The sequence below is a fragment of the Pedobacter agri PB92 genome (assembly GCF_000258495.1).
Classification (GTDB): Bacteria; Bacteroidota; Bacteroidia; order Sphingobacteriales; family Sphingobacteriaceae; genus Pedobacter; species Pedobacter agri.
Map to the genome: position 1 here is coordinate 1 of NZ_AJLG01000054.1, position 19,458 is coordinate 19,458.

19 protein-coding genes and 1 pseudogene are annotated in these 19,458 nt (G+C 38.9%); 11 read left to right on the forward strand and 9 right to left on the reverse strand.

Annotated elements, in window-relative coordinates; translation table 11 throughout:
* A partial coding sequence (locus ON09_RS09890; RefSeq protein WP_010600904.1) for a sensor histidine kinase occupies nucleotides 1–1,094 on the forward strand: 1,094 nt, incomplete at its 5' end.
* A 258-nt stretch (nucleotides 1,095–1,352) separates the two neighbouring features.
* Here the strand turns inward: ON09_RS09890 and ON09_RS09895 are convergent.
* Together ON09_RS09895 and ON09_RS09900 are read right to left on the reverse strand one after the other, a co-directional pair.
* Nucleotides 1,353–1,553 carry a hypothetical protein gene (locus ON09_RS09895; RefSeq protein ID WP_010600905.1) on the reverse strand — a complete coding sequence of 67 codons (201 nt, stop codon included), beginning with the start codon at nucleotides 1,551–1,553 and terminating at the stop codon, nucleotides 1,353–1,355.
* Between the two features lie 3 nt (nucleotides 1,554–1,556).
* On the reverse strand, nucleotides 1,557–2,285 hold the full coding sequence (locus tag ON09_RS09900; protein ID WP_010600906.1) for a DUF3667 domain-containing protein: 729 nt from the start codon (nucleotides 2,283–2,285) through the stop codon (nucleotides 1,557–1,559).
* Between the two features lie 348 nt (nucleotides 2,286–2,633).
* Here ON09_RS09900 and ON09_RS25410 point away from each other — a divergent pair, with 348 nt between their 5' ends.
* The 3 genes and pseudogenes from ON09_RS25410 (at nucleotide 2,634) to ON09_RS09915 (ending at nucleotide 3,853) form a co-directional block, all read left to right on the forward strand.
* Nucleotides 2,634–2,918: a hypothetical protein gene (locus tag ON09_RS25410; RefSeq protein WP_162097939.1), complete on the forward strand. Its 285-nt coding sequence runs from the start codon at nucleotides 2,634–2,636 to the stop codon at nucleotides 2,916–2,918.
* Nucleotides 2,849–3,178: pseudogene (locus tag ON09_RS09910) on the forward strand (OmpA family protein); the annotation flags it as partial. The gene ON09_RS25410 and the pseudogene ON09_RS09910, both read left to right, overlap by 70 nt.
* A gap of 219 nt (nucleotides 3,179–3,397) precedes the next feature.
* Nucleotides 3,398–3,853, forward strand: coding sequence for an NUDIX domain-containing protein (locus tag ON09_RS09915; RefSeq protein ID WP_010600909.1), 456 nt, complete (start codon nucleotides 3,398–3,400; stop codon nucleotides 3,851–3,853).
* Here ON09_RS09915 and ON09_RS09920 read toward each other — a convergent pair.
* On the reverse strand, nucleotides 3,850–4,947 hold the full coding sequence (locus tag ON09_RS09920) for a DNA alkylation repair protein (protein ID WP_010600910.1): 1,098 nt from the start codon (nucleotides 4,945–4,947) through the stop codon (nucleotides 3,850–3,852). The two genes, ON09_RS09915 and ON09_RS09920, sit on opposite strands and share 4 nt — an antisense overlap.
* Nucleotides 4,948–5,111: 164 nt before the next feature.
* Here ON09_RS09920 and ON09_RS09925 point away from each other — a divergent pair, with 164 nt between their 5' ends.
* Nucleotides 5,112–5,954 carry an NAD(P)-dependent oxidoreductase gene (locus ON09_RS09925; protein WP_010600911.1) on the forward strand — a complete coding sequence of 281 codons (843 nt, stop codon included), beginning with the start codon at nucleotides 5,112–5,114 and terminating at the stop codon, nucleotides 5,952–5,954.
* Between the two features lie 25 nt (nucleotides 5,955–5,979).
* Here the strand turns inward: ON09_RS09925 and ON09_RS09930 are convergent, their stop codons facing one another.
* Nucleotides 5,980–7,341 (reverse strand): TonB-dependent receptor, encoded by a 1,362-nt coding sequence (locus tag ON09_RS09930; protein WP_010600912.1) that lies wholly within the window; start codon nucleotides 7,339–7,341, stop codon nucleotides 5,980–5,982.
* A gap of 189 nt (nucleotides 7,342–7,530) precedes the next feature.
* Between ON09_RS09930 and ON09_RS09935 the strand changes: the two genes are divergently transcribed.
* From ON09_RS09935 to ON09_RS09945, 3 genes are all read left to right on the forward strand, one after another.
* On the forward strand, nucleotides 7,531–7,920 hold the full coding sequence (locus ON09_RS09935) for a BlaI/MecI/CopY family transcriptional regulator (protein ID WP_010600913.1): 390 nt from the start codon (nucleotides 7,531–7,533) through the stop codon (nucleotides 7,918–7,920).
* 26 nt (nucleotides 7,921–7,946) lie between these two features.
* A complete protein-coding gene (locus tag ON09_RS09940) occupies nucleotides 7,947–9,797 on the forward strand; it encodes a M56 family metallopeptidase (protein ID WP_010600914.1) in 1,851 nt (616 codons plus the stop codon).
* A gap of 84 nt (nucleotides 9,798–9,881) precedes the next feature.
* Entirely contained in the window at nucleotides 9,882–10,724 is an 843-nt protein-coding gene (locus tag ON09_RS09945; protein ID WP_010600915.1) for an alpha/beta hydrolase, read from the forward strand.
* 1 nt (nucleotide 10,725) lies between these two features.
* Here ON09_RS09945 and ON09_RS09950 read toward each other — a convergent pair whose 3' ends face one another.
* The 5 genes from ON09_RS09950 to ON09_RS09970 all read right to left on the reverse strand — a co-directional run bounded on the left by ON09_RS09950 (nucleotide 10,726) and on the right by ON09_RS09970 (nucleotide 16,443).
* On the reverse strand, nucleotides 10,726–12,009 hold the full coding sequence (locus ON09_RS09950) for a GntT/GntP/DsdX family permease (RefSeq protein ID WP_010600916.1): 1,284 nt from the start codon (nucleotides 12,007–12,009) through the stop codon (nucleotides 10,726–10,728).
* Nucleotides 12,010–12,036: 27 nt separating this feature from the next.
* Entirely contained in the window at nucleotides 12,037–12,219 is a 183-nt protein-coding gene (locus ON09_RS09955; protein WP_010600917.1) for a hypothetical protein, read from the reverse strand.
* 40 nt (nucleotides 12,220–12,259) lie between these two features.
* Nucleotides 12,260–12,802, reverse strand: coding sequence for a lipocalin family protein (locus ON09_RS09960; RefSeq protein ID WP_010600918.1), 543 nt, complete (start codon nucleotides 12,800–12,802; stop codon nucleotides 12,260–12,262).
* Between the two features lie 424 nt (nucleotides 12,803–13,226).
* Entirely contained in the window at nucleotides 13,227–15,761 is a 2,535-nt protein-coding gene (locus tag ON09_RS09965; RefSeq protein WP_010600919.1) for an ABC transporter permease, read from the reverse strand.
* Nucleotides 15,754–16,443, reverse strand: coding sequence for an ABC transporter ATP-binding protein (locus ON09_RS09970; RefSeq protein ID WP_010600920.1), 690 nt, complete (start codon nucleotides 16,441–16,443; stop codon nucleotides 15,754–15,756). Before ON09_RS09970 ends, ON09_RS09965 begins: the two co-directional genes overlap by 8 nt.
* Nucleotides 16,444–16,541: 98 nt before the next feature.
* Here ON09_RS09970 and ON09_RS09975 point away from each other — a divergent pair, with 98 nt between their 5' ends.
* The 3 genes from ON09_RS09975 (at nucleotide 16,542) to ON09_RS09985 (ending at nucleotide 19,446) form a co-directional block, all read left to right on the forward strand.
* Complete coding sequence (locus ON09_RS09975; RefSeq protein WP_010600921.1) at nucleotides 16,542–17,225, forward strand: arylesterase; 684 nt, start codon at nucleotides 16,542–16,544, stop codon at nucleotides 17,223–17,225.
* A 258-nt stretch (nucleotides 17,226–17,483) separates the two neighbouring features.
* Nucleotides 17,484–18,956, forward strand: coding sequence for an ankyrin repeat domain-containing protein (locus ON09_RS09980; protein ID WP_010600922.1), 1,473 nt, complete (start codon nucleotides 17,484–17,486; stop codon nucleotides 18,954–18,956).
* A 4-nt stretch (nucleotides 18,957–18,960) separates the two neighbouring features.
* Nucleotides 18,961–19,446, forward strand: a complete 486-nt coding sequence (locus ON09_RS09985; protein WP_029204255.1) for a DUF2271 domain-containing protein — start codon at nucleotides 18,961–18,963, stop codon at nucleotides 19,444–19,446.
* Nucleotides 19,447–19,458: the final 12 nt, after the last annotated feature.

A 19,458-nucleotide genomic window follows, 5' to 3' on the forward strand; every position in this document is an offset into this window, starting at 1 on the left:
AGATGGAAAACGATGATTCCTCCTTCAAAAATTTTACCTCTCAGGAATCTATCATGAAGTTCCTCTATGCCAAGTGGAAATTTTATGATACTGTACAAGACACCAAAATGGCTTACATTAACTTAGAGAGATTTCATTTTTTAAAAGATTCAACGGAAACAGCCAATAAAAAACATTTATATGTAGATATTGAGCATGGCTTAAAAGATGCCGATAGAGCCCAGATGCTGGTTTTGCTGAAGAAAGATGCGCAGTCAAAACGCTTTTTAATACTAGGTGCAATTGTGGTGATCGCATTAATTTTTGTCATTCTTTTTATCGTGCTGAAAAATCTAAAACGTTCAAAGGCAAATATCGAAAACCTGAACGCAGCAAACAACCTCGTTCAGAATCAGTATGCACAGCTCACCCAGGTTTTTAGCGTTTTAGAAAAGAGCCATGTGGAAAATGCAACGATCATGAAAGTGGTGGCGCATGATCTGCGAGGGCCTGTTTCAGGAATTGTTCATGCGGCTGAACTGATCCTGGCTGATGAAGGTTTGTCTGAAACTAACTTCCGGATGTTGCAATTGGTGAAAGATGCTGGGTTAAATGCCATATCATTAATTAATGAGATGTTAAATACCCATCATGGCTTAGGTGAAAAGGAACCAACGGATATAGCCAGGTTATTAAACGACAGCATGAATCTCCTGTTGTTCAAAGCTGAAGCAAAGGCACAGAAGATTTCGGTGACTGCTGATCACATTATTGTATTAGTGAATAAAGATAAAATTTCACGTGTGATTAATAATTTGCTCACCAATGCGATCAAATTTAGTGGGGAAAACGATACCATCACCATCGCCGCGGTTCAGCAAGAACAGGAAGTGGTAATCAGTATTGCCGATCAGGGGATGGGAATACCAGCGCACATGGGCAATAATATTTTTGATATGTTTTCGGATAACCGCAGGTTGGGAACCGCTTCAGAAGAATCTTTCGGGATGGGGTTGGCCATTTCTAAAGAAATCATCGAAAGCCATGGCGGCAGGATTTGGTATACATCCATCGAAGGGGTAGGAACCACTTTTTATTTTTCGCTGCCACTATAATTTAGATCAGTAGATCCGTTTACGCACCACTTTATATTATGTCGTTGCCGACCGCATGCATGCGAAGTCAAAACATATAGTTGCAAAGACGGTTCCTACTTCATATGTCATCCTGAAATTAGTCGATGCACAAATCCTCTATAGCAGAGACTTTTAAATCCAATTCTTCAAGCAAAAATCGCTGCTCCGGATGACGTCGCTTCGCCCCGTTAAAAATCAACATTCAAAAAAAATGCATACTCGATACTTTGGTGATGACTATTTTTCTTGTGTCGGGCTGACGCTTTTTTTCTTCAGCATCAAGAAAATAATGACAATAAATGTAATTAAATAAAGCATGCCCAAGGCCGGTTTTCTAAAGCTTAAGTTTTGGAAATCAAATTCCCGGAATAAGGCTAATCCGATAGGAAAGGCTAACAATGCAAAGCCAATATTGAAACCTATTTTGTTTTTTAACATATGTTAGTGCTTGATTAGTATGTCAATGGTTATGGTGATTACTGTTGAGAGGATCAGGAAGGTTAACATCCCTAGAAGGTAAGATGCTAATGCTTTCAGGTAGCTGGAAACTTTGTTTTTATTGAAAAAATTGCCAATTGCCCAAACGGTATAGCCAAGCCCGATCATACCTGCGATTTGCATCACTTTGGTATGGGTTAATCCTTCAATGATACCGAAAACTGCATAAATTAACATTCCTATGCCCATTACAAAACATAGCAGTATCAGCAGTTCGAAGAAATTGTATTCGTATTTTCTAAAAAAAAGCTTAGTCCAGAATGCAATAAAAATGCCCATTAAAATATTTGCATAACCATAATGTCCCTGTACCCACTTAAAAAAAGATGTGGTTACAAGCATTTTATCTGAAAGCTCTCGGTCATCCAGATTTACATAATGGTCTTCTACATGAAAAAAATTCACAGCAATGGAGTAAACCAGTGAGGTGATTACAATAAAAGCAATAGGTTTAACTAACCTGCTCCTGTTTTCATTAAGGTATCTTTTTATGGTGCGGCCGGGGTGGACAACAAGTTCCCGGATTGTATGAAAAATGCCTCTCTCAAAGTGTAACACATGTTCGATCTCATGGACAATATAATGTGCATTAATCCTTCTTAGTTTTGAAGGTTGCCCGCAATCCGGGCAGTAGTTCGAGCTTAACTCGGTGTTGCAATTGATGCAGTTCATTTAATCAGTAATAGTTTGCGGTTATCCGTTAATGACCAGTAAAATTGGTAATATTATTAGTCAATTTCAATTAATATTGAATAATTTTTGCTTGATATTTTGTATATAAAATTCTACAAAATGGGTAAAAAATGCCCCTTATTTAACTTCTGTGAATTTTATTGTTTGTATTCGACGCTGTATCAGATAATGATATGCTTGGATTGGTTTTTGAATAAATACCGGTGATTGGATCATATATTTCATTCATAACCAAGACTCAAATCATCATTACCGCTCTTTCGTACAGCCAACTTCATTAATGAGGCTGCTGCGTCATGCTGAGGTATGATGACATTCATCAGCAGTATGAGAAAACAACTACTATTAGGTTTTATCCTCAGTATGGGGGCAGTTACTACTTTTGCCCAACAAAAGGTAAAAGATGGTTCTATTACCACGGGCAATTTACCCAACAAAGATGCAATTCTCGAGTTAGAGAGCAGCAACAAAGGTTTTTTGCATACCCGTGTGCGTTTGGTACGTACTACGGATGCGGCACCATTAAGTGCCCACGTGGCCGGTATGACTTTGATAAATCGAACATCAGACCTGATGCGGCCATTGAGCTTAATAAACTCGTTAAGATTATGAAGGACAATCCAACGATCTGGATTGAATTGGGTTCACACACCGATAGCCGCGGTAACGATCAATATAATAAATGGCTGGCCCAAAGCAGGGCTAATTCAGCGGTTCAATATATTATTGACCATGGAATTGATAAAAACAGGATCACTGCGAAAGGTTATGGTGAAAGCCAATTGCTTAACAAATGTGCAAATGGCGTAAAATGTTCAGAAGCTGATCACCAGTTGAACAGAAGAACTGAGTTTAAAATCACAAAACAATAATTGCAGAAACGAAGAAATTGCAAATACATATTAAAGGCTGTTCCGAAAGGAATAGCCTTTTTGCTTTTACCGCGTTCATATTAAGGAGGTTTGGTGTGGTCTTTAAATATCATTGATGTTTGAAAACGAAAAGCAGAACAAGCGGCTCTTTATTTTGTTTCATGAAAACAGACAGGTTATTGGTTTGTCGAAAGTTTATTATCCGGTTTAATTGATATCATGAGGGTTAGCGCAGGCATATTACTATTTAGAAAGAATACTAGAGGGCTGGAGTTTTTCCTCATTCACCCCGGCGGACCACTTTTTGCTAAAAAAGATTTTGGGGTATGGTCTGTTCCCAAAGGGGAATTCGATCAGGATGAAACACCGCTTGATGCTGCCATAAGAGAGTTTGAGGAGGAAGTGGGCACGAGAGTTGATGGGCAATTTATTGAATTAGACCCCATCATTCAAAAAGGGGGGAAGAAAGTTTTATGCTGGGCCCTGGAAGGTGATTTAGATCCTTCAACCCTTCATAGCAATACTTTTGAAATGGAATGGCCGCCAAAATCAGGTAAAAAGCAACATTTTGTTGAAGTTGACCGGGGCGAATGGTTTAATTATCAGGATGCCTGTAAGGCAATCAAAGACCGGCAAATTCCATTACTAGATCAGCTGATTACCATTATCGGTTAGGGCAATAGTTCGAAATTAAATAATGCGCTTTCAGCACCGTTAACAATGAGTGAAATTTGATGTTCACCAGCATGGAATTTGCGTGTCGTAATCAACACAAATTTTTGCCTGCGCAGAATGCTTGTCTCATAACCTCCAGGATATATCCGTTCAGATATTTTGAAGACCTTTTTAGTGTTTTGTCCGTTTTGCTTTTTATAGTAAATGGCATATTCCAGTCTGATTTTCTTATCGGTTTCATTCTCATTTTTGATGCGGAATGAAAATTCCAGGCTTTCTCCAATTTTTACTTCCGGTGTATGTACAACGAAATCCGTAACGAGTATCCCTTTATCATCCAAGCCATAATGTTGCAAAATTTCCAGGTGGCCTTGCTTTAGTAAAGTTCTGCTTCCATGTTTAATAATTGCATCTGTTTCTATACTTATTCCTGACCATTTTTTTGCGATATCCAAAACTACCGTTGGATGATCTTTAGCAATATCATTCAAGCTATTGGCTACACTTCTTCGAACGTATTCTGATGGATCTTGCTTTAAGTTATTCAGGATAGGTAAAATTGAGGCAGGGTCTTTTTTCAAAAATGGAATAGCCATTGCCCAAGGTAAACGCGGACGGCTTCCTTCGCTGGCTAATCTCCGCACTTTGTGATTTTCATGATGCGACCATTCCAACATTTTCTGTATCATCTCTTGCCCATACTTTAAAATAAAAGGACGAACCGCAAATTCACAGCTTACAAATTGCGTTACAAATTCCAGCGCTTCAACTGATTCTTCAAAATAATCAATACCGTATGTTTCTAAATAATCTGGCAGGAACATAAACGCCAACCCGTCTTCTCCAATGCCCGCAATACGCAACTGCTGAATGGTGCTTTTGATCAGAGATATTGTGTGTGAATAATCATCAGGCATAAACTGATGCAGTACGAATGTAGTGTGCTTCATTCGTTGCTTCAATTCCATTTGCTCAAAATCAGCAACATAAATATTTCTAATGAATTTTTTCTGATCAAAGCCAGGAACGGCGACCATAAGTGCGTTACACAATCTATCGTAAAAAGCCTGGGAATATAAATCTTTTAAGAGCATACTAAAATTTTAAAACACAAATTTAATCTTTGAGGCGGAAAGATTTTTTTATTGTTTTACACAAGATTTGCGCTTAATATCAATAAAGCGGGCTTTTAAAAAATACTTGGTAAACAATGAGCTTTTCTTTGATAGATTTGTTTGTCAAAATAAAAAACATAAATATGAAAATCGGATGGATTGGTTTAGGTAACATGGGAAATCCAATGGCTTTGCAGCTCATCAAAGCAGGCTATCAGGTTACCGTTTACAACAGGGATAAAAATAAAACTGCTGATCTTGAACAGGCAGGTGCTTTGATAGCAGAGACGCCCAAATCACTTCTAGATGCAGTTGATGTTGTTTTTCTGATGGTTTCTGATGATCATGCAATTAAACAAATTTTCGAATCGGAAGAGGGTTTGCTGTTGGCAGAAACCAGCGGAAAGATTATGATTAATATGAGCACCGTTTCACCGGCCATTTCAAAAGAGATGTACGAGAAAAGCAAAGAAAAAGGCCATGATTATCTCGATGCGCCCGTTTCAGGAAGTGTGAAACAGGCAGAAACCGCACAGCTGGTGATTATGGTTGGTGGAGATGCCGATGTTTATGAAAAAGTCAAACCCTTTTTGGAAAAACTGGGCAAGCTAAACATCAGGGTAGGAGATATTGGAGCTGGAAACCAGGCGAAACTGGCTATTAATTCCTTATTGGCGATATATACTCAGGGTTTAGCCGAAACGGTGTTATTTGCCAATCAAAATGGAATCAAAACCGATGATCTGCTCAATTTGATCAGCAATGCGGCCATTGGAAATACCTTTACCAAAATTAAGGGCGATGCCATTCTAAATGATCAATACAAAGCAGCATTTGCCTTAAAGCACATTGTAAAAGATTTAAGGTTAGCCAAAACCGAAGGTATTTCATCGGCATTGGCTCAAACCACCTTGAAAACTTTTGAAAATGCCGAAGCAGAATATGGGGAAGAAGATTTAATCGCCGTGTTTAAAGCTTTAAAGTAAACACTCAAAAACCGGGTTCAACGGATTACATTTTCATCAGGTTAGGGTAAATTCTAATAAAAGCCTGAGCACCGACCGGATATTTTCCATAAAGCTGATCCAACATGGGATTGGCTTTATAGAAAGTTACCTGAGCACCAATTGCGGTTTTAAATTTATTTAAACTTAAAACATCATAATTTAAACCTAGGGTTAAGCCATTAACGCCGAAAAGCCGTTGTCCATAAAATTCTTCATTAAGCGCAAGTTCTTCGACTGATTTTTGTACCCATTCATAACGGGTATAGAATGAGAACTTATTGACACGATATGCGCCTTCCGCCAAAGCAGCATTTTCCGACTGATGTCCTTCTGTTTTATTCATTCCCCACAAAACCGTAGCATTCAAGCTTTGGGCTTCTCCCATTGGCAATGAATAAATTGCAGATGCAATGGTTCGCTTAACATCTTCCCCCTCATGTAATACTTCAGGACTTTTGATCCAGCCTTGAGAGACTTGCAACGCCCAATTTTGGTTAGGGTTGAAGGATAACCTCGCACTGTAAGAGTCAAATTTAGGTTTATTAAAATCAAATCTGTTTTCATCTGGTTCCCGTCCGGTAAACGACGAAGCTTCAATTTTAAATTGATTATACCTAAAACTCACGGTAGCGACACCAAATGTAATATGTGTTCCGTCATTCCAATGATGAGAGATTGGTGCATCGGGGTTTGCAAGTGCAGATGGTCGATGCATAAAAGCCACAGAGCCCAAAGCTGGTTCCCCCGGATATCCAAGATAGAAAGTCAGATCTGCTTTTTCTGAAAATGCATGGGTGTATGCAACAGAAAGTTCTGAGAATAAGTCATGAGGATGTTGACGATCGACTAAGGGCTGACCTTTCCAGCTTTCTCCTGTTTGAAAGAGTAGTGGATAACCTGCACCACCTTCAGTCAGGCGATCAAGCGAAAGCATTGAGCTAAAGTGAAACAGGCCATTTTGGCCAACTTTTCTTTGTCCCATGAACATGAACCAGTTAGGGGCATCAAATTTTTCCGCTCCTCGCGATCCTTTGTTTAAAATGTCTTGTTTAGTATATCGCAAAGCGATGTTTCCATGAAGCATGTACATCCAGTTTTTTGAATGCAACATCATTCCATACATAGGCGAGGCATCGGGTAACCAGGAAGTGCCGGATCCGTTTCGCTGCATAGGTAAGTTTAATGAATAGGCATGACTCATCGGTGGCCCTGGTTTCATAGTTGCCATCTCTTGCATGCCCTTTGCCGTTCCTGAACTGTCTTTTTCCATGGAGTCTTTTGCAAGTTGATGCATTTCATGTTGTGCCTTGGCCGTAAGGGTTGATAATACAATCGAGAATATGAATACCTGTAATTTATATTTCATGAGTTAAGGGGATTTATTTCTATGAATCAAAATTAGGTTACATAAAATTTTATGTATTACATCATTAGCGAAATTGTTTATATAATTTCTGAATTGATTATCAGTGTTTTGTGTTAATCACTATATCTTTTTCCAAAAAAAAAGTGAGGTAATATTTGCATCGTACGAAAAACATCGTACCTTTAATTTATGAAGAATAATCAAACTGATCATCATTTGCCAGAACCGACTAAAGCTGAGTTAGAAATCCTGCAGGTGCTCTGGGAATTTGGTCCGGCTACAGTCCGGTTTGTAAATGATAAGTTGAATGAAAACAGGGAGGTGAATTATACTTCAACACTAAAACAAATGCAGGTCTTAGCGGAAAAAGGAATTTTAAAACGTGACGAAAGCCAAATGAAGCACATTTATATTCCAGTAGAAGCCGAGGAAAAAACTAAGGTTCAGTTGTTGGATCGTTTTGTAAACACCTTATACAAGGGGTCAGCATCTCAGCTCATGATGCAGCTTTTAGGCAATGAAAAAACTTCGAAAGCAGAAATTGAGGAAATTAAAAAGTTATTGGATAACATGGAGTAAAGCTGTTAAAATTCAAATAAACTATAATGGAATTTAAATTGATTAACTTTTTGCCTGAAAACTGGTTAAATGCACTGGGTACAATGCTTTTTCACTCTTTGTGGCTGGGTGTTGTGCTGGCCGCCTTTTCTGGTGCAGTGATGTTTGCCACCCGTAAAACGAGTGCAAAATTTCGTTACAATCTGTTAATAGGTTGTTTATTGTTATTTGTTTTTACCGTTTCCGTAGTATTTTATTTAGCACTAACAGAAAAGCCAGATTCATTAGCGACTCCACTTGCAGGCGAGGTAAAGGCAAATTTAATTAAGCTGCAAAATGTTCAGTCTTCTACTTCCGATTTGCAATTTATTATTTCCTCTGGCATCAATAAGACGCTAGGCATCTGGAATGATTATCAGAATCAAATCGTGTTGATCTGGTTTTTGATTATTTGTGCTAAAAGTGTGCAGCTTCTGTTAGGTGTAAAGCGTATTTATTATTTGCGAAATAATCAAGTTTATGCCGCAGGAACGATATGGGATGAGCATTTGGAGCTGCTTTCTGATAAACTTGGTTTAAGCCAGCGGATAAAATTGCTGCAATCAGGATTAGCAAAAGTGCCTATGGTTTTAGGACATTTTAAACCGCTTATATTAATTCCACTCGGCTTATTAAATGGACTGGCCACAACTGAGGTGGAAGCGATACTGGCCCATGAACTGGCGCACATTAAACGACGGGATTATTTGATTAACCTCTTACAAAGCTTCATTGAAATTATATTCTTCTTTAATCCGGCGGTACTTTGGGTATCGCATCTTATCAAAACTGAACGTGAACATTGCTGCGATGATTTGGCCATCCAATGTGTTAACGATCGAAAAAATTACGTTAAAGCCCTGGTTTTTTGTCAGGAGTTTGAGCAGCGTGCACCTGCTTACGCAATGGGCATTACAGGCAAAACCGGCAGCCTGCTACATAGAGCAAGCAGGATGTTATTTAACACCAATTCAACTTTAAACAAAATGGAAAAAACAATATTAACCATCGCCCTGGTAGGCACTGTGATGTGTACCGTGGCTATTAAAAGTGTAAGCAACGCGGCTACTGTGAGTAGCAAAAAAATTGCTACTTCAGTTTTTCAGGACACCACAAGAAAAACAAAATCTGCCGAGCAGATAGAAAAAGAAATTGATCAAAAAATGAAAGCTGCGGAACAAAGTAGTCACTCTGGTAAAAAAGCCGATTTGGGTCAAAAAGCATTGAAGCAAGATCGAATTACCGCAAAGCAGATCGAACGTAAAGCAAAGCAGTCTGCCGATGATGCCCGTTATGCTGCAGAGGAGAAAGAGTATGCCAAAATCGAAAAGAAATACAAAGCGGCAGAAAAAAAGTATGCTGCTGATGGGGCGAAATATGCTCAGGCAGAGAAGAAATGGGCTGAAGAAGAAAGAGCCAGAGCGCAAGAGGATAAACAAGGAAACAAAACCCCTAAGGCACCAAAACCACCACGACCAGCTAGAGTAGCAGGAGCGGTTGTTCCGCCAACGCCACCAACACCTCCAGCCCCGGGCATACGTGCTGTTCCTCCAACACCTGCTACACCGCCAACGCCTCCAAAAGTACATGGCAGCATTACTGTTAACGAAGGAAATACCGTACATGTAAACGTGGAGAATGGTAAGGATAATACGGATAAGATTAGTGCAGAATTGCTGAAAGATGGGCTAATTTCCAATACCACAAATCTTTCATTTTCATTGGATAAAACTAATCTGATGGTGAATGGGGTGAAGCAAAATAAAAGCCTTCATTCAAAATACAAAGCAAAATACCTGGAAAGTGACAATCATTCATTGTCTTATGTTGTGAATGTTACTAAGTCAACAAAAAAATAAACTTTCCTTATCATGGTGCAATGCATATGATTTTGCTTTGCGGTGAAAATGTTCTAATTTCAATTTGAAAATCATCTTTCAGATATGAAAAAAGGAATATTCATTGGCCTGGCCATACTTATCTTTTCATTAACATCGGAATTTACTTTTGCAGCCATTGTTGATACAGTTGTTACGCAAAGTAAATCAATGAAAAAAGAGATTAAAGCTGTGGTGGTAAAACCACAGCTTTATGAAGGATCTGCTAAAAGATTTCCTGTTTTATATTTATTACACGGTGCAGGTGGAAAATACTCAGACTGGCTGCTAAATACTAAAGACAAGGAAGCGGTAAAAAAACTAGTAGATAATTTTAAAATCATCGTTGTTTGTCCGGATGGTGGCGTAACGAGCTGGTATTTTGATAGTCCAATTGATCCTACTTATCAGTATGAAACTTATGTTTCAAAAGAACTGATTGACTTTATTGATGGCCGTTACCGAACAATTAATGATAAAACCGGAAGAGCAATTACAGGTTTAAGTATGGGCGGGCACGGAGGGTTGTATCTTGGCTTCAGGCATCAGGATGTGTATGGCGCCTGCGGAAGCATGAGTGGAGGGGTGGATATCAGGCCATTTCCTGAAAACTGGAACATTGCCAAACGACTTGGACCTTACAATCAGTTTCCGGAACGATGGGAAGCCAATACAGTAATTAACTTAACGCATTTATTAAGCCCGAATAAACTTGCCATCATTTTTGATGTAGGTAGAAATGATTTTTTCTATGATGTTAATGTGGCGCTGCATGACAAACTAATTGCTCGTAATATTCCTCATGATTTCACCGTTCGGCCTGGCGTACATAATTTCGAATACTGGGAGAATGCCATAGCTTATCAGATGATGTATTTCAGTAAATTTTTCGAGAAAAATCAGAAATAGATTAAACCTGATTTAAAATTAAAACGCCAATTAAGCCTAAAATAGAAACGATGCTTTCCATTGCGGTCCAGGTGCGAAAGGTTTCCTTCAGGCTGAGGTTGAAATATTCTTTGAACATCCAAAAACCTGTATCATTCACGTGAGAAAACATTAAACTGCCCGCACCAACAGATAATACCATCAACTCTGGTGAGGCATTTGGGCCAATCAACGGTAAAACCATTCCCGATGCAGTAACTGCGGCTACAGTAGCTGAACCAAGCGTTACCCTGAGCGAAGCAGTAATCAGCCATGCTAAAAATAAGGGAGATAAATTCAGATTTCCAGTCAGGTTTTTAACGGTTTCGCCCATTCCGCTATCAATTAATATTTGTTTAAATGCACCGCCTGCAGCAATAATCAAAATGATCATGGCAATGCTTTTTACACCCTCTATACACGATGCCATAGCCTTTTCAATATTCGTTTGTTGAACAAGTACAGTAATGATAATAGAGATTAATAGTGCGGCTGTAGGATCTGAAAAAAAATTGAATATGGATTTGGCCGGAAACGCTACGTTGATGCTATTGCCAATCGTACCGGCAACGATCAAGAAAACCGGGAGCAAGGCCGTGATAAAACTTCTGCTGGCTGATGGAAGACCGCTACCTTCTTCAATGAGAAGATCTGCTACAATAGGCTGATCTTTCTTAATAATTAGTCTCGGGAAAAATATGCCTGCGATTGCGGCAATTGGCAGCGTTAGAATCAGTCCATAAATCAGGGTTTTGCCAATATCCGCATGGAAAATTCCGGCAAGTGCAACAGGCCCGGGGTGGGGCGGTAAAAAGCCATGTGTAACCGATAGTGCGGTGGCCATTGGAAGCCCAATATATAATTTCGAAAGTCCGGTAGCTGCAGAAATAGCAAAAACCAAAGGGATGAGTACCACAAAACCGGCGTTATAGAATAGCGGTATGCCAACCATTAACCCGGTGATTAATACCGCCCACTGGATATTGTTTTTACCGAATGCCTTGATTAGAATAAAGACAATTTTCCTGGCCGATCCACTATCTTCGATTAACTTTCCCATCATGGCGCCTAAGGCAAGCACCATTACCATTCCGCCTAAAGTACTACCAATTCCGCTACTGATGGAGCTCATCACACTGCTTGCCGGCATACCCAAAAACAATCCGGTAAGGATGGCCACTGCGAGTAAGGCAATCATCGGATTAACCTTTTTCAGTATCAGGATAAAGAGTAAAGAAATACCTAAAAGCAGGATAAGTAATGACATGGTTGCAGATGGGATTGGTAATGCAATTTACTTTTTTACCGTGATTGTTCTGCCTGTTACCAGATGAAATTCATAAATTCGATACAAACCATCATCATTAACTTCTATGGTTTCTACTAACCCTGTTTTACTAAAGGTATCTGTAACCATGTCGCCAACCTTTACATCCTGCAGTACTTCTCCTGGGGTTTCATTATTCAATCTGATCATGCTATAAAAGTATGATTAAAATGAAAAATAGCATTATAAATTATTGATCATGCTTCGTCCAAACCAGTTCAGCTGTTTTATAACCCAAACCTTGAGCTTTGGTTAAATAAGCTTGTTTAACCTTTTCAGGAATGGTTTTAGTTCTGGATAAAATCCAAATGTAATCCAGGTTATTGCCCACCACTAAAGCGTATTGGTAATCCTTATCGATCTCGATTACATTATAGCCCGCGTAAAATGGGCCAAAGAATGAAACTTTCAGCCTTGCTTCATCACTTTCGTTTACAAATTTGGCTTTGCCGATACTTTGTTTCCATTCTTTTTTAACGAAGTTATAACCTTTATTATCAACTTTAATGGTACCATCTTCTTTTAAGGAATAGGTTGCGGTAACATTGTTCAGGTCTTTCTCAAATTTAAAATCCATTCGGGCAATTTCGTACCAGGTACCCAGGTATTTTTCTTTTTGAAACGGTTTTACAGCGGTTGCACCTTTTGGTATGGTTACGCTGCAACCCGCATAGCTAATGATAATTACGCCTAAGGTGGCCAGTAATATTGCGTTTCTTAGCTTATTATTCATTCTTATCTTTTTAGATTAAATGAACAGCCATTCAGTAAAAAAGGTTTTTCAGGCATCCACATTTAACATAATGATAACCTAACGCCGGAATAATCAATGTGTTAAATTTGATTCCGGATCTGAAGAGGCAATATTACTTCGTGAAGCAATTGATATGGCATAATTGATCAATAACCCTATTACAAAATTAGCGGTTGGCAATTGCCAACCGCTTTTATTATATTTGAGTATCGACTAACGCTTTATATTATGCTATTTTTCCTCGTACCCTTTTATTTTGTTTTGTTTTTCGGATGGTTAATTTATGCTGGATTGATTAAAAAGGACTTAAAAACACACATGCAAGTCGTGTATGTGGGTAGTGCATTTAGCATGATCTGGATCATTGCATTTGCAATATCTTTTTGTCTGTAAATTTACTTTGTTAGCCTTCTGTTCTTAATATTTTTAGTGGAGGCTGGTTTAAAATACTTCTTGTACTTAAAACTCCAGTAATGACCACAATTAGAACAACAGAAAAGAATAATCCCATTGTTGGTAAAAAAGGAGGGATAAATGCTGCATCGAAACTGAATTTTGCCAATGCCCAACTTCCGCCAATGGCTAGGATTAATCCTGCGCCAGCGGCAAAAGCACCCAAAAAGAAATACTCAATGGCGTTGATCGCCAGGATTTGCTTTTTGCTTGCACCCATCGTTCGCAATAAAATGCTTTCTTTTGTACGTTGGTTTTTACTGGTTAATACTGCTGAAACCAAAACAATCCATCCGGTTACCATACTAAAGCCAGCCATAAACTGGATTACAAAACCAATCTTGTCGAGTATTTCATCGAGTAATTTCAACACCAGATCCAGGTCTACTACAGAAACGTTTGGAAAGTTTTTGACCACTTCGCCCTGAAATTTTGCAGAAAGTTCGCTGTTCGGTACTCTTGTCATCAGCACATGGAATTGTGGGGCCTCTTCTAAAACTCCAGCTGGAAAAACCACACGGAAATTGGTTTGCATGCGGCTCCAGTTGACTTCCCTTAAACTTCCGACAACCGTTGGAATCATCATACCTTGTACATTAAAAAGGATTTTATCATTCAAGCCCACATTAATTTGATCAGCGTAACGTTGATCCAAAGAAATGTAAACGGTTTCTTTTGGTTTGATTTTTCCAATCCATTTTCCATCCACAATTTTTTCGGCTGCGGTTAGCGAATCCTGATAGGTAGCCCTGATTTCATTTCGGTATGCCCTGCGGTTATTGGTATCTGCGCTAGCCTTTTTGCCATTAATTTCCTCAATACGCATCGTAATCACCGGCACCTGATTCATTAAAGGTAGTTTGAAGGACTTGGTTAGGCTGTCTATTCTTTCTTTCTGTGTTTTCTGAATGTCGAACATTACCATGTTAGGTTGATTACTGCCCGAAGAGAGCGTAACCCTACTCATCAAAATTCCTTGTACAAAAAACAGCGTACTGATAAACAACGTCGACAAACCAATGGAAACAGTAAGCATCAGGGTCTGATTATTTGGTCGGTCCAGGTTTGCAAAACCCTGACGCCACAAGTAACTTGACGATTTTGGCAGCAGAACCTTAACCAAAAACATCAATAGTTTGGATAAGATAATCAGCAGCAAAAACGCGATACCAATACTAATGGTAAAAGCCAGCGTTTGGACCCAGGTTTTCATTTGCAGGTGAGTGAAGCCCACCACAAATGCAGCCATTAAAACATAAACCATCCAGGTTAAAGGATCAAATTTGCTTCCCGATTTTTCGAAGGATAAACGGATGGCGTTCAGCGGTGAAATTTTTCTTACAGAAAGCAATGATGGCAATGCAAAAAGCACAGAAATGATTAAACCCAACAAAAGGCCCTGCCCAACTGCCGACCATGATATCTGCATGGTAATTTCAACAGGGAGAAAATCCTTTAAAACCAGCGGCAGCAAGAACTGAATGCCAGTGCCCAAGATTACGCCGAAGGTTGCGGCAATCAAGCCAATAAAAAATATCTGGATCAGGTAAATCAGAAATGCATGCCTTGATTTTAAACCCAGGCAGCGCAAAGTGGCGATGGCACTTAATTTTTCCTGAATGTACACATGAATGGCGCTACCTACACCAACACAACCCAACAGTAAAGCAATAAAACCAGATAAAGCCAGGAAACGGTTTACATCTTTAAAAGATCTGCCTGTTTGTTCTTTTCTCGATTCTACCGTATCCGCATCAAAACCTTCTTTTTCAAGTTTGACTTCATTTTTTTTAACCCACTCATCCACTCCCGAAGGATCATCATAACGGAAATAAAATTTATTATTGATCCGGCTTCCAGTTTTAATCAAATTGGTTTTCTCCAGGTATTTCAGCGGAAGATAAACCACCGGCGCAACACTTGATGCAATACCATTTTGTCCAGGCGCTTTAATTAACGAACCTAATATTTTGAATTTTAGATCGCCAATTTGGACCGAGTCTCCAACTTTGGTGTTAAACTGAAGCATGAGGGTTTGATCTACCAGCGCTGTTCGTCCTTCCTGAAAATGCGATGCAGCATTTGCAGGAACCGTTTCTATTGTACCATAATATGGATAATTGCCCTCCAGCGCTTTCATTTGAACCAATCTGCTTCCGCCGCTTTGCTCAAAATAAATCATAGAAGCAAAGGTTTTTTCCTGCGATCGCTCATTACCTAAACTATCGATTACCTTTTGCATGGCTTTGCTTACGCCTTTACGGCTATCTAAAACCAGATCGGCGCCGGTAAGCTCTTTTGCCTGGGCGTCAATATCACGCTGCAAATTATCTTTAAAAGAATAAACAGCCACTAAAGCCGCAATCCCTAAAACAATGGAAGAAATAAAAAGTAAAAGTCTTGATCTGTTTTTGCGGCTATCCCGCCAGGCCATTTTGAACAGCCATAAAAAACTGATATTTTGTTTCGGTAGGTGATTAGGCATAAGTCGAGTTTTCGTCTGAAATAATCACACCACCTTTAATTTTTATAGTTCTGCTCGTTCGGGCAGCAAGCTCCAAATCATGGGTTACAATTACTAATGTCGTCCCGAAATCCTTGTTTAAATCAAACAGCAGTTTAATCACTTTTTCGCTCGTTTCAGCGTCGAGGTTTCCGGTAGGTTCATCCGCAAAAAGAATAGCCGGCTGATTGGAAAAAGCTCTTGCCAGTGAAACACGTTGTTGCTCTCCTCCGGATAATTGAATAGGATAATGATGGGAACGATCTGCTAAACCTACTTTTTCAAGCAGTTCCATAGCTTGAGCCTTGATGTTTTTGGCGCCTCTCAACTCTAATGGAACCATCACATTCTCCAGTGCAGTGAGCGTGGGTAATAGCTGAAAATTTTGAAAAATGAAACCTACATATTGGTTTCGCACAGCAGCCCGTTCATCTTCATTTAATTTTTCTAAAGCAATGCCTTTAAGTTCTACTGTGCCCTGGCTCGCCCGGTCTAGGCCAGCGCATAAGCCTAATAATGTTGTTTTCCCGCTACCGGATGGTCCTGTAATGGCCACGGTAGAACCAGCTTCTATTGTGAAATTAATTTGATCCAAAACTGTCAGTTCTCGTCCGGCACTTTGGTAAATTTTACTTACATTTCGAATGTTTAAAATACTTTCCAAATTTTTGAAATAAAGGGTTTGTTAGATGTATTTGCCAAACATAACATGGCTTTGCCTGTTAAGATAATGGTTTTTATTTAGAGATAGAATTAGATATTATGTTACGAAAACGCTTTATAGGTTTATTTGTTTTGGCTTTAATGTTTGCAGCTTGTGGGAATGGGAAAAGCAGTGACAATGATCAAAAAACTTTAGATTCAACTGACCAAAAAAAATCAGCTACTACTACTGAGAAAAAAAATATACTTTTCTTCGGAACCAGTTTAACAGCGGGTTATGGTTTGGATCCAACAGAAGCTTTTCCGGCCTTAATCCAAAATCGCATTGATTCTTTGAACCTGCCCTATAATGTCATTAACGGAGGTTTGAGTGGAGAAACATCAGCTGCGGGAAAAGGAAGAATAAACTGGTTGTTGAAGCAACCTATTGATATTTTTGTGTTGGAATTAGGTGCCAATGACGGACTGAGAGGATTACCTGTAAAGCAAACAATTAAAAATCTCCAAGATATCATTGATACCGTTAAAACGAAATATCCAAATGTAAAAATGGTAATTGCAGGAATGCAGATGCCACCAAGCATGGGCGCTAAATACACCAATGATTTTAAAAACATTTTCCCCGACCTAGCGAGCAAAAATGATATGGCGCTAATTCCTTTTCTATTGGATAAAGTTGGCGGCATTCCCAAATTGAATCAGGATGATGGCATTCATCCAACGGCTGAAGGTGATAAGATTCTGGCTGAAAATGTTTGGGTAGTATTGAAGCCTTTGCTGTGAAAGTAATCATTGGTTTGGCTATAATGTACGTCGGCAAGTTGGGGCATTATTTTAGCCTGAATTTTTCTTAAAAGGTTAATTTTTCTAACCTGATTCTAATAATGGTAGGATATTGTAACAAAAACAACTACTATTTATATTTAATTTAAATAAAGTTCATTCCAACCTGTTTATTTAGAATGATTCTTGTTAACTTAGCCGAAATTCTTTTGGCTCCTAATGAGCAATGAATTATAAATCATAACGATCAGGTTTAAAATGAAAAAAATTCTATTTGCCGTTCTCGCAATGGCATCACTTGGTGCACAGGCCCAGAAAAATACTTTTTTTGATCAGGCTTTCTGGAAAGGAAACACAGATTTAGCAACCATTAAAGCAGAGATTGCCAACGGAAGTAATCCTTCACAGTTAAACCAGATGTCATTTGATGCATCGGTAATGGCCATTAACAATAATGCGCCTGCTGAATCCATTTTATTTCTTTTGGCTCAACCGGGAAATGATGTAAACAAATTAACCCATGATAGCAGAACCTATTTGTTCTGGGCAGCATCTAGGGGAAATCTTCCTGTAATGGAATATTTGCTAAAAAATGGTGCGAAAGTAAACATGCAGGATAGTCACGGATATTCTCCATTAACCTTTGCAGCCGTTGGCGGACAGGCTGATACTAAAGTTTATGATTTATTGATCTCAAAAGGAGCTGACGTAAAAAAAGACTTAAATCATGATGGTGCAAACGCACTGTTAATTGCACTTCCAAATGATAAAGATTTTAAATTAACAGACTATTTTGTTTCGAAAGGACTAAGCCTGAACAGTACTGATGCTGCGGGTAACACTGCTTTCAACTATGTGGCCAGAAGTGGAAACATCGAATTGATGAATAAACTGATTGCCAAAGGCGTGAAATACAATGATAATGCGATCCTGATGGCTGCTCAGGGTGGCAGAGGCAGCTCGAATGGTTTAGCTGTTTTTCAATATTTGGAAGGATTAAAACTAAAACCTACTGTGATTGGTAGCAATGGCGAAACCGCATTGTTTTCTGTTGCCCGCAAACCGAAGCAAGAAGAAATAATCAATTACTTCCTTTCTAAAGGAGTGGATGTAAATACTACTGATAAAGAAGGAAATACCGCATTTATGGCAGCAGCAGGTGGTAACCGAGATTTGGCAACGCTTGAATTGTTGGCTAAAAATGTTAAAAACATCAATCAGGTGAATGCAAAAGGTGTTTCTGCTTTGGCTATGGCGGTTCGTGGAAACTCGGCAGAAGCAGTTAAGTTCTTATTGGATAAAGGTGCTGATTTGAAAACGGCAGATAAAGAAGGTAACAACCTGGCTTACTATCTTTTTCAATCTTACGGTCCACGCGGAAAAGAAGATTTTACCGCAAAGCTTAAATTGTTAACAGATAAAGGTTTCGATGTAGCGGCTGTGCAACCAAACGGCAATTCATTATATCACTTAGCTGTGGCTAAAAATGATTTGGCACTGGCTAAAATGGTTACGGATTATAAAGTAGACGTTAACCTTAAAAACAAGGAAGGCTATACTGCTTTACACAAAGCAGCAATGACTGCAAAAGACACTGAGCTTTTAAAGTATTTAATCTCAGTAGGTGCTAAAAAGGATGTAGCTACTGAATTTAAAGAAACGCCTTACGACTTAGCTACGGAGAACGAATTTTTAACTAAAAACAAAGTATCAATCGACTTTTTGAAATAACAAAATGAATAATATTTATAAACTGTGCCTGGCTTTCGCGATCATCCTTTCTGTACCCACATTATCTTCAGCACAAAAAACAACGAAGTACAAATGTATGGTGCAAATGACCAACTATACCGGTGAGGGTGCTTATATTGCGGTATCATTAATTGATGCAAAAGGTGCTTATGAAAAAACACTTTACGTCATGGGTTCCGATAAAAAATGGTATCCTGATTTAAAAGAGTGGCATAAGGCATATAAAAGCAAACCTACAAACATCAGTGCTGTAACTGGCGCTTCGGTTACCGGAGGTGATCGTAGTGTAACTGTATTCGACATCGAAACTGCAAAAATTAACAAGGGATATAAATTACGTTTCGAAACAGCTGTTGAAGACAATAAATATTATGTTAAAGATGCTGAGATTCCTTTAACTACAGAAGGTTTGGCGGCTAAAACTGAAGGAACAGGTTACATTAGATACGTTCGCCTAAGCCCTAACTAAAAAGCTTCATTT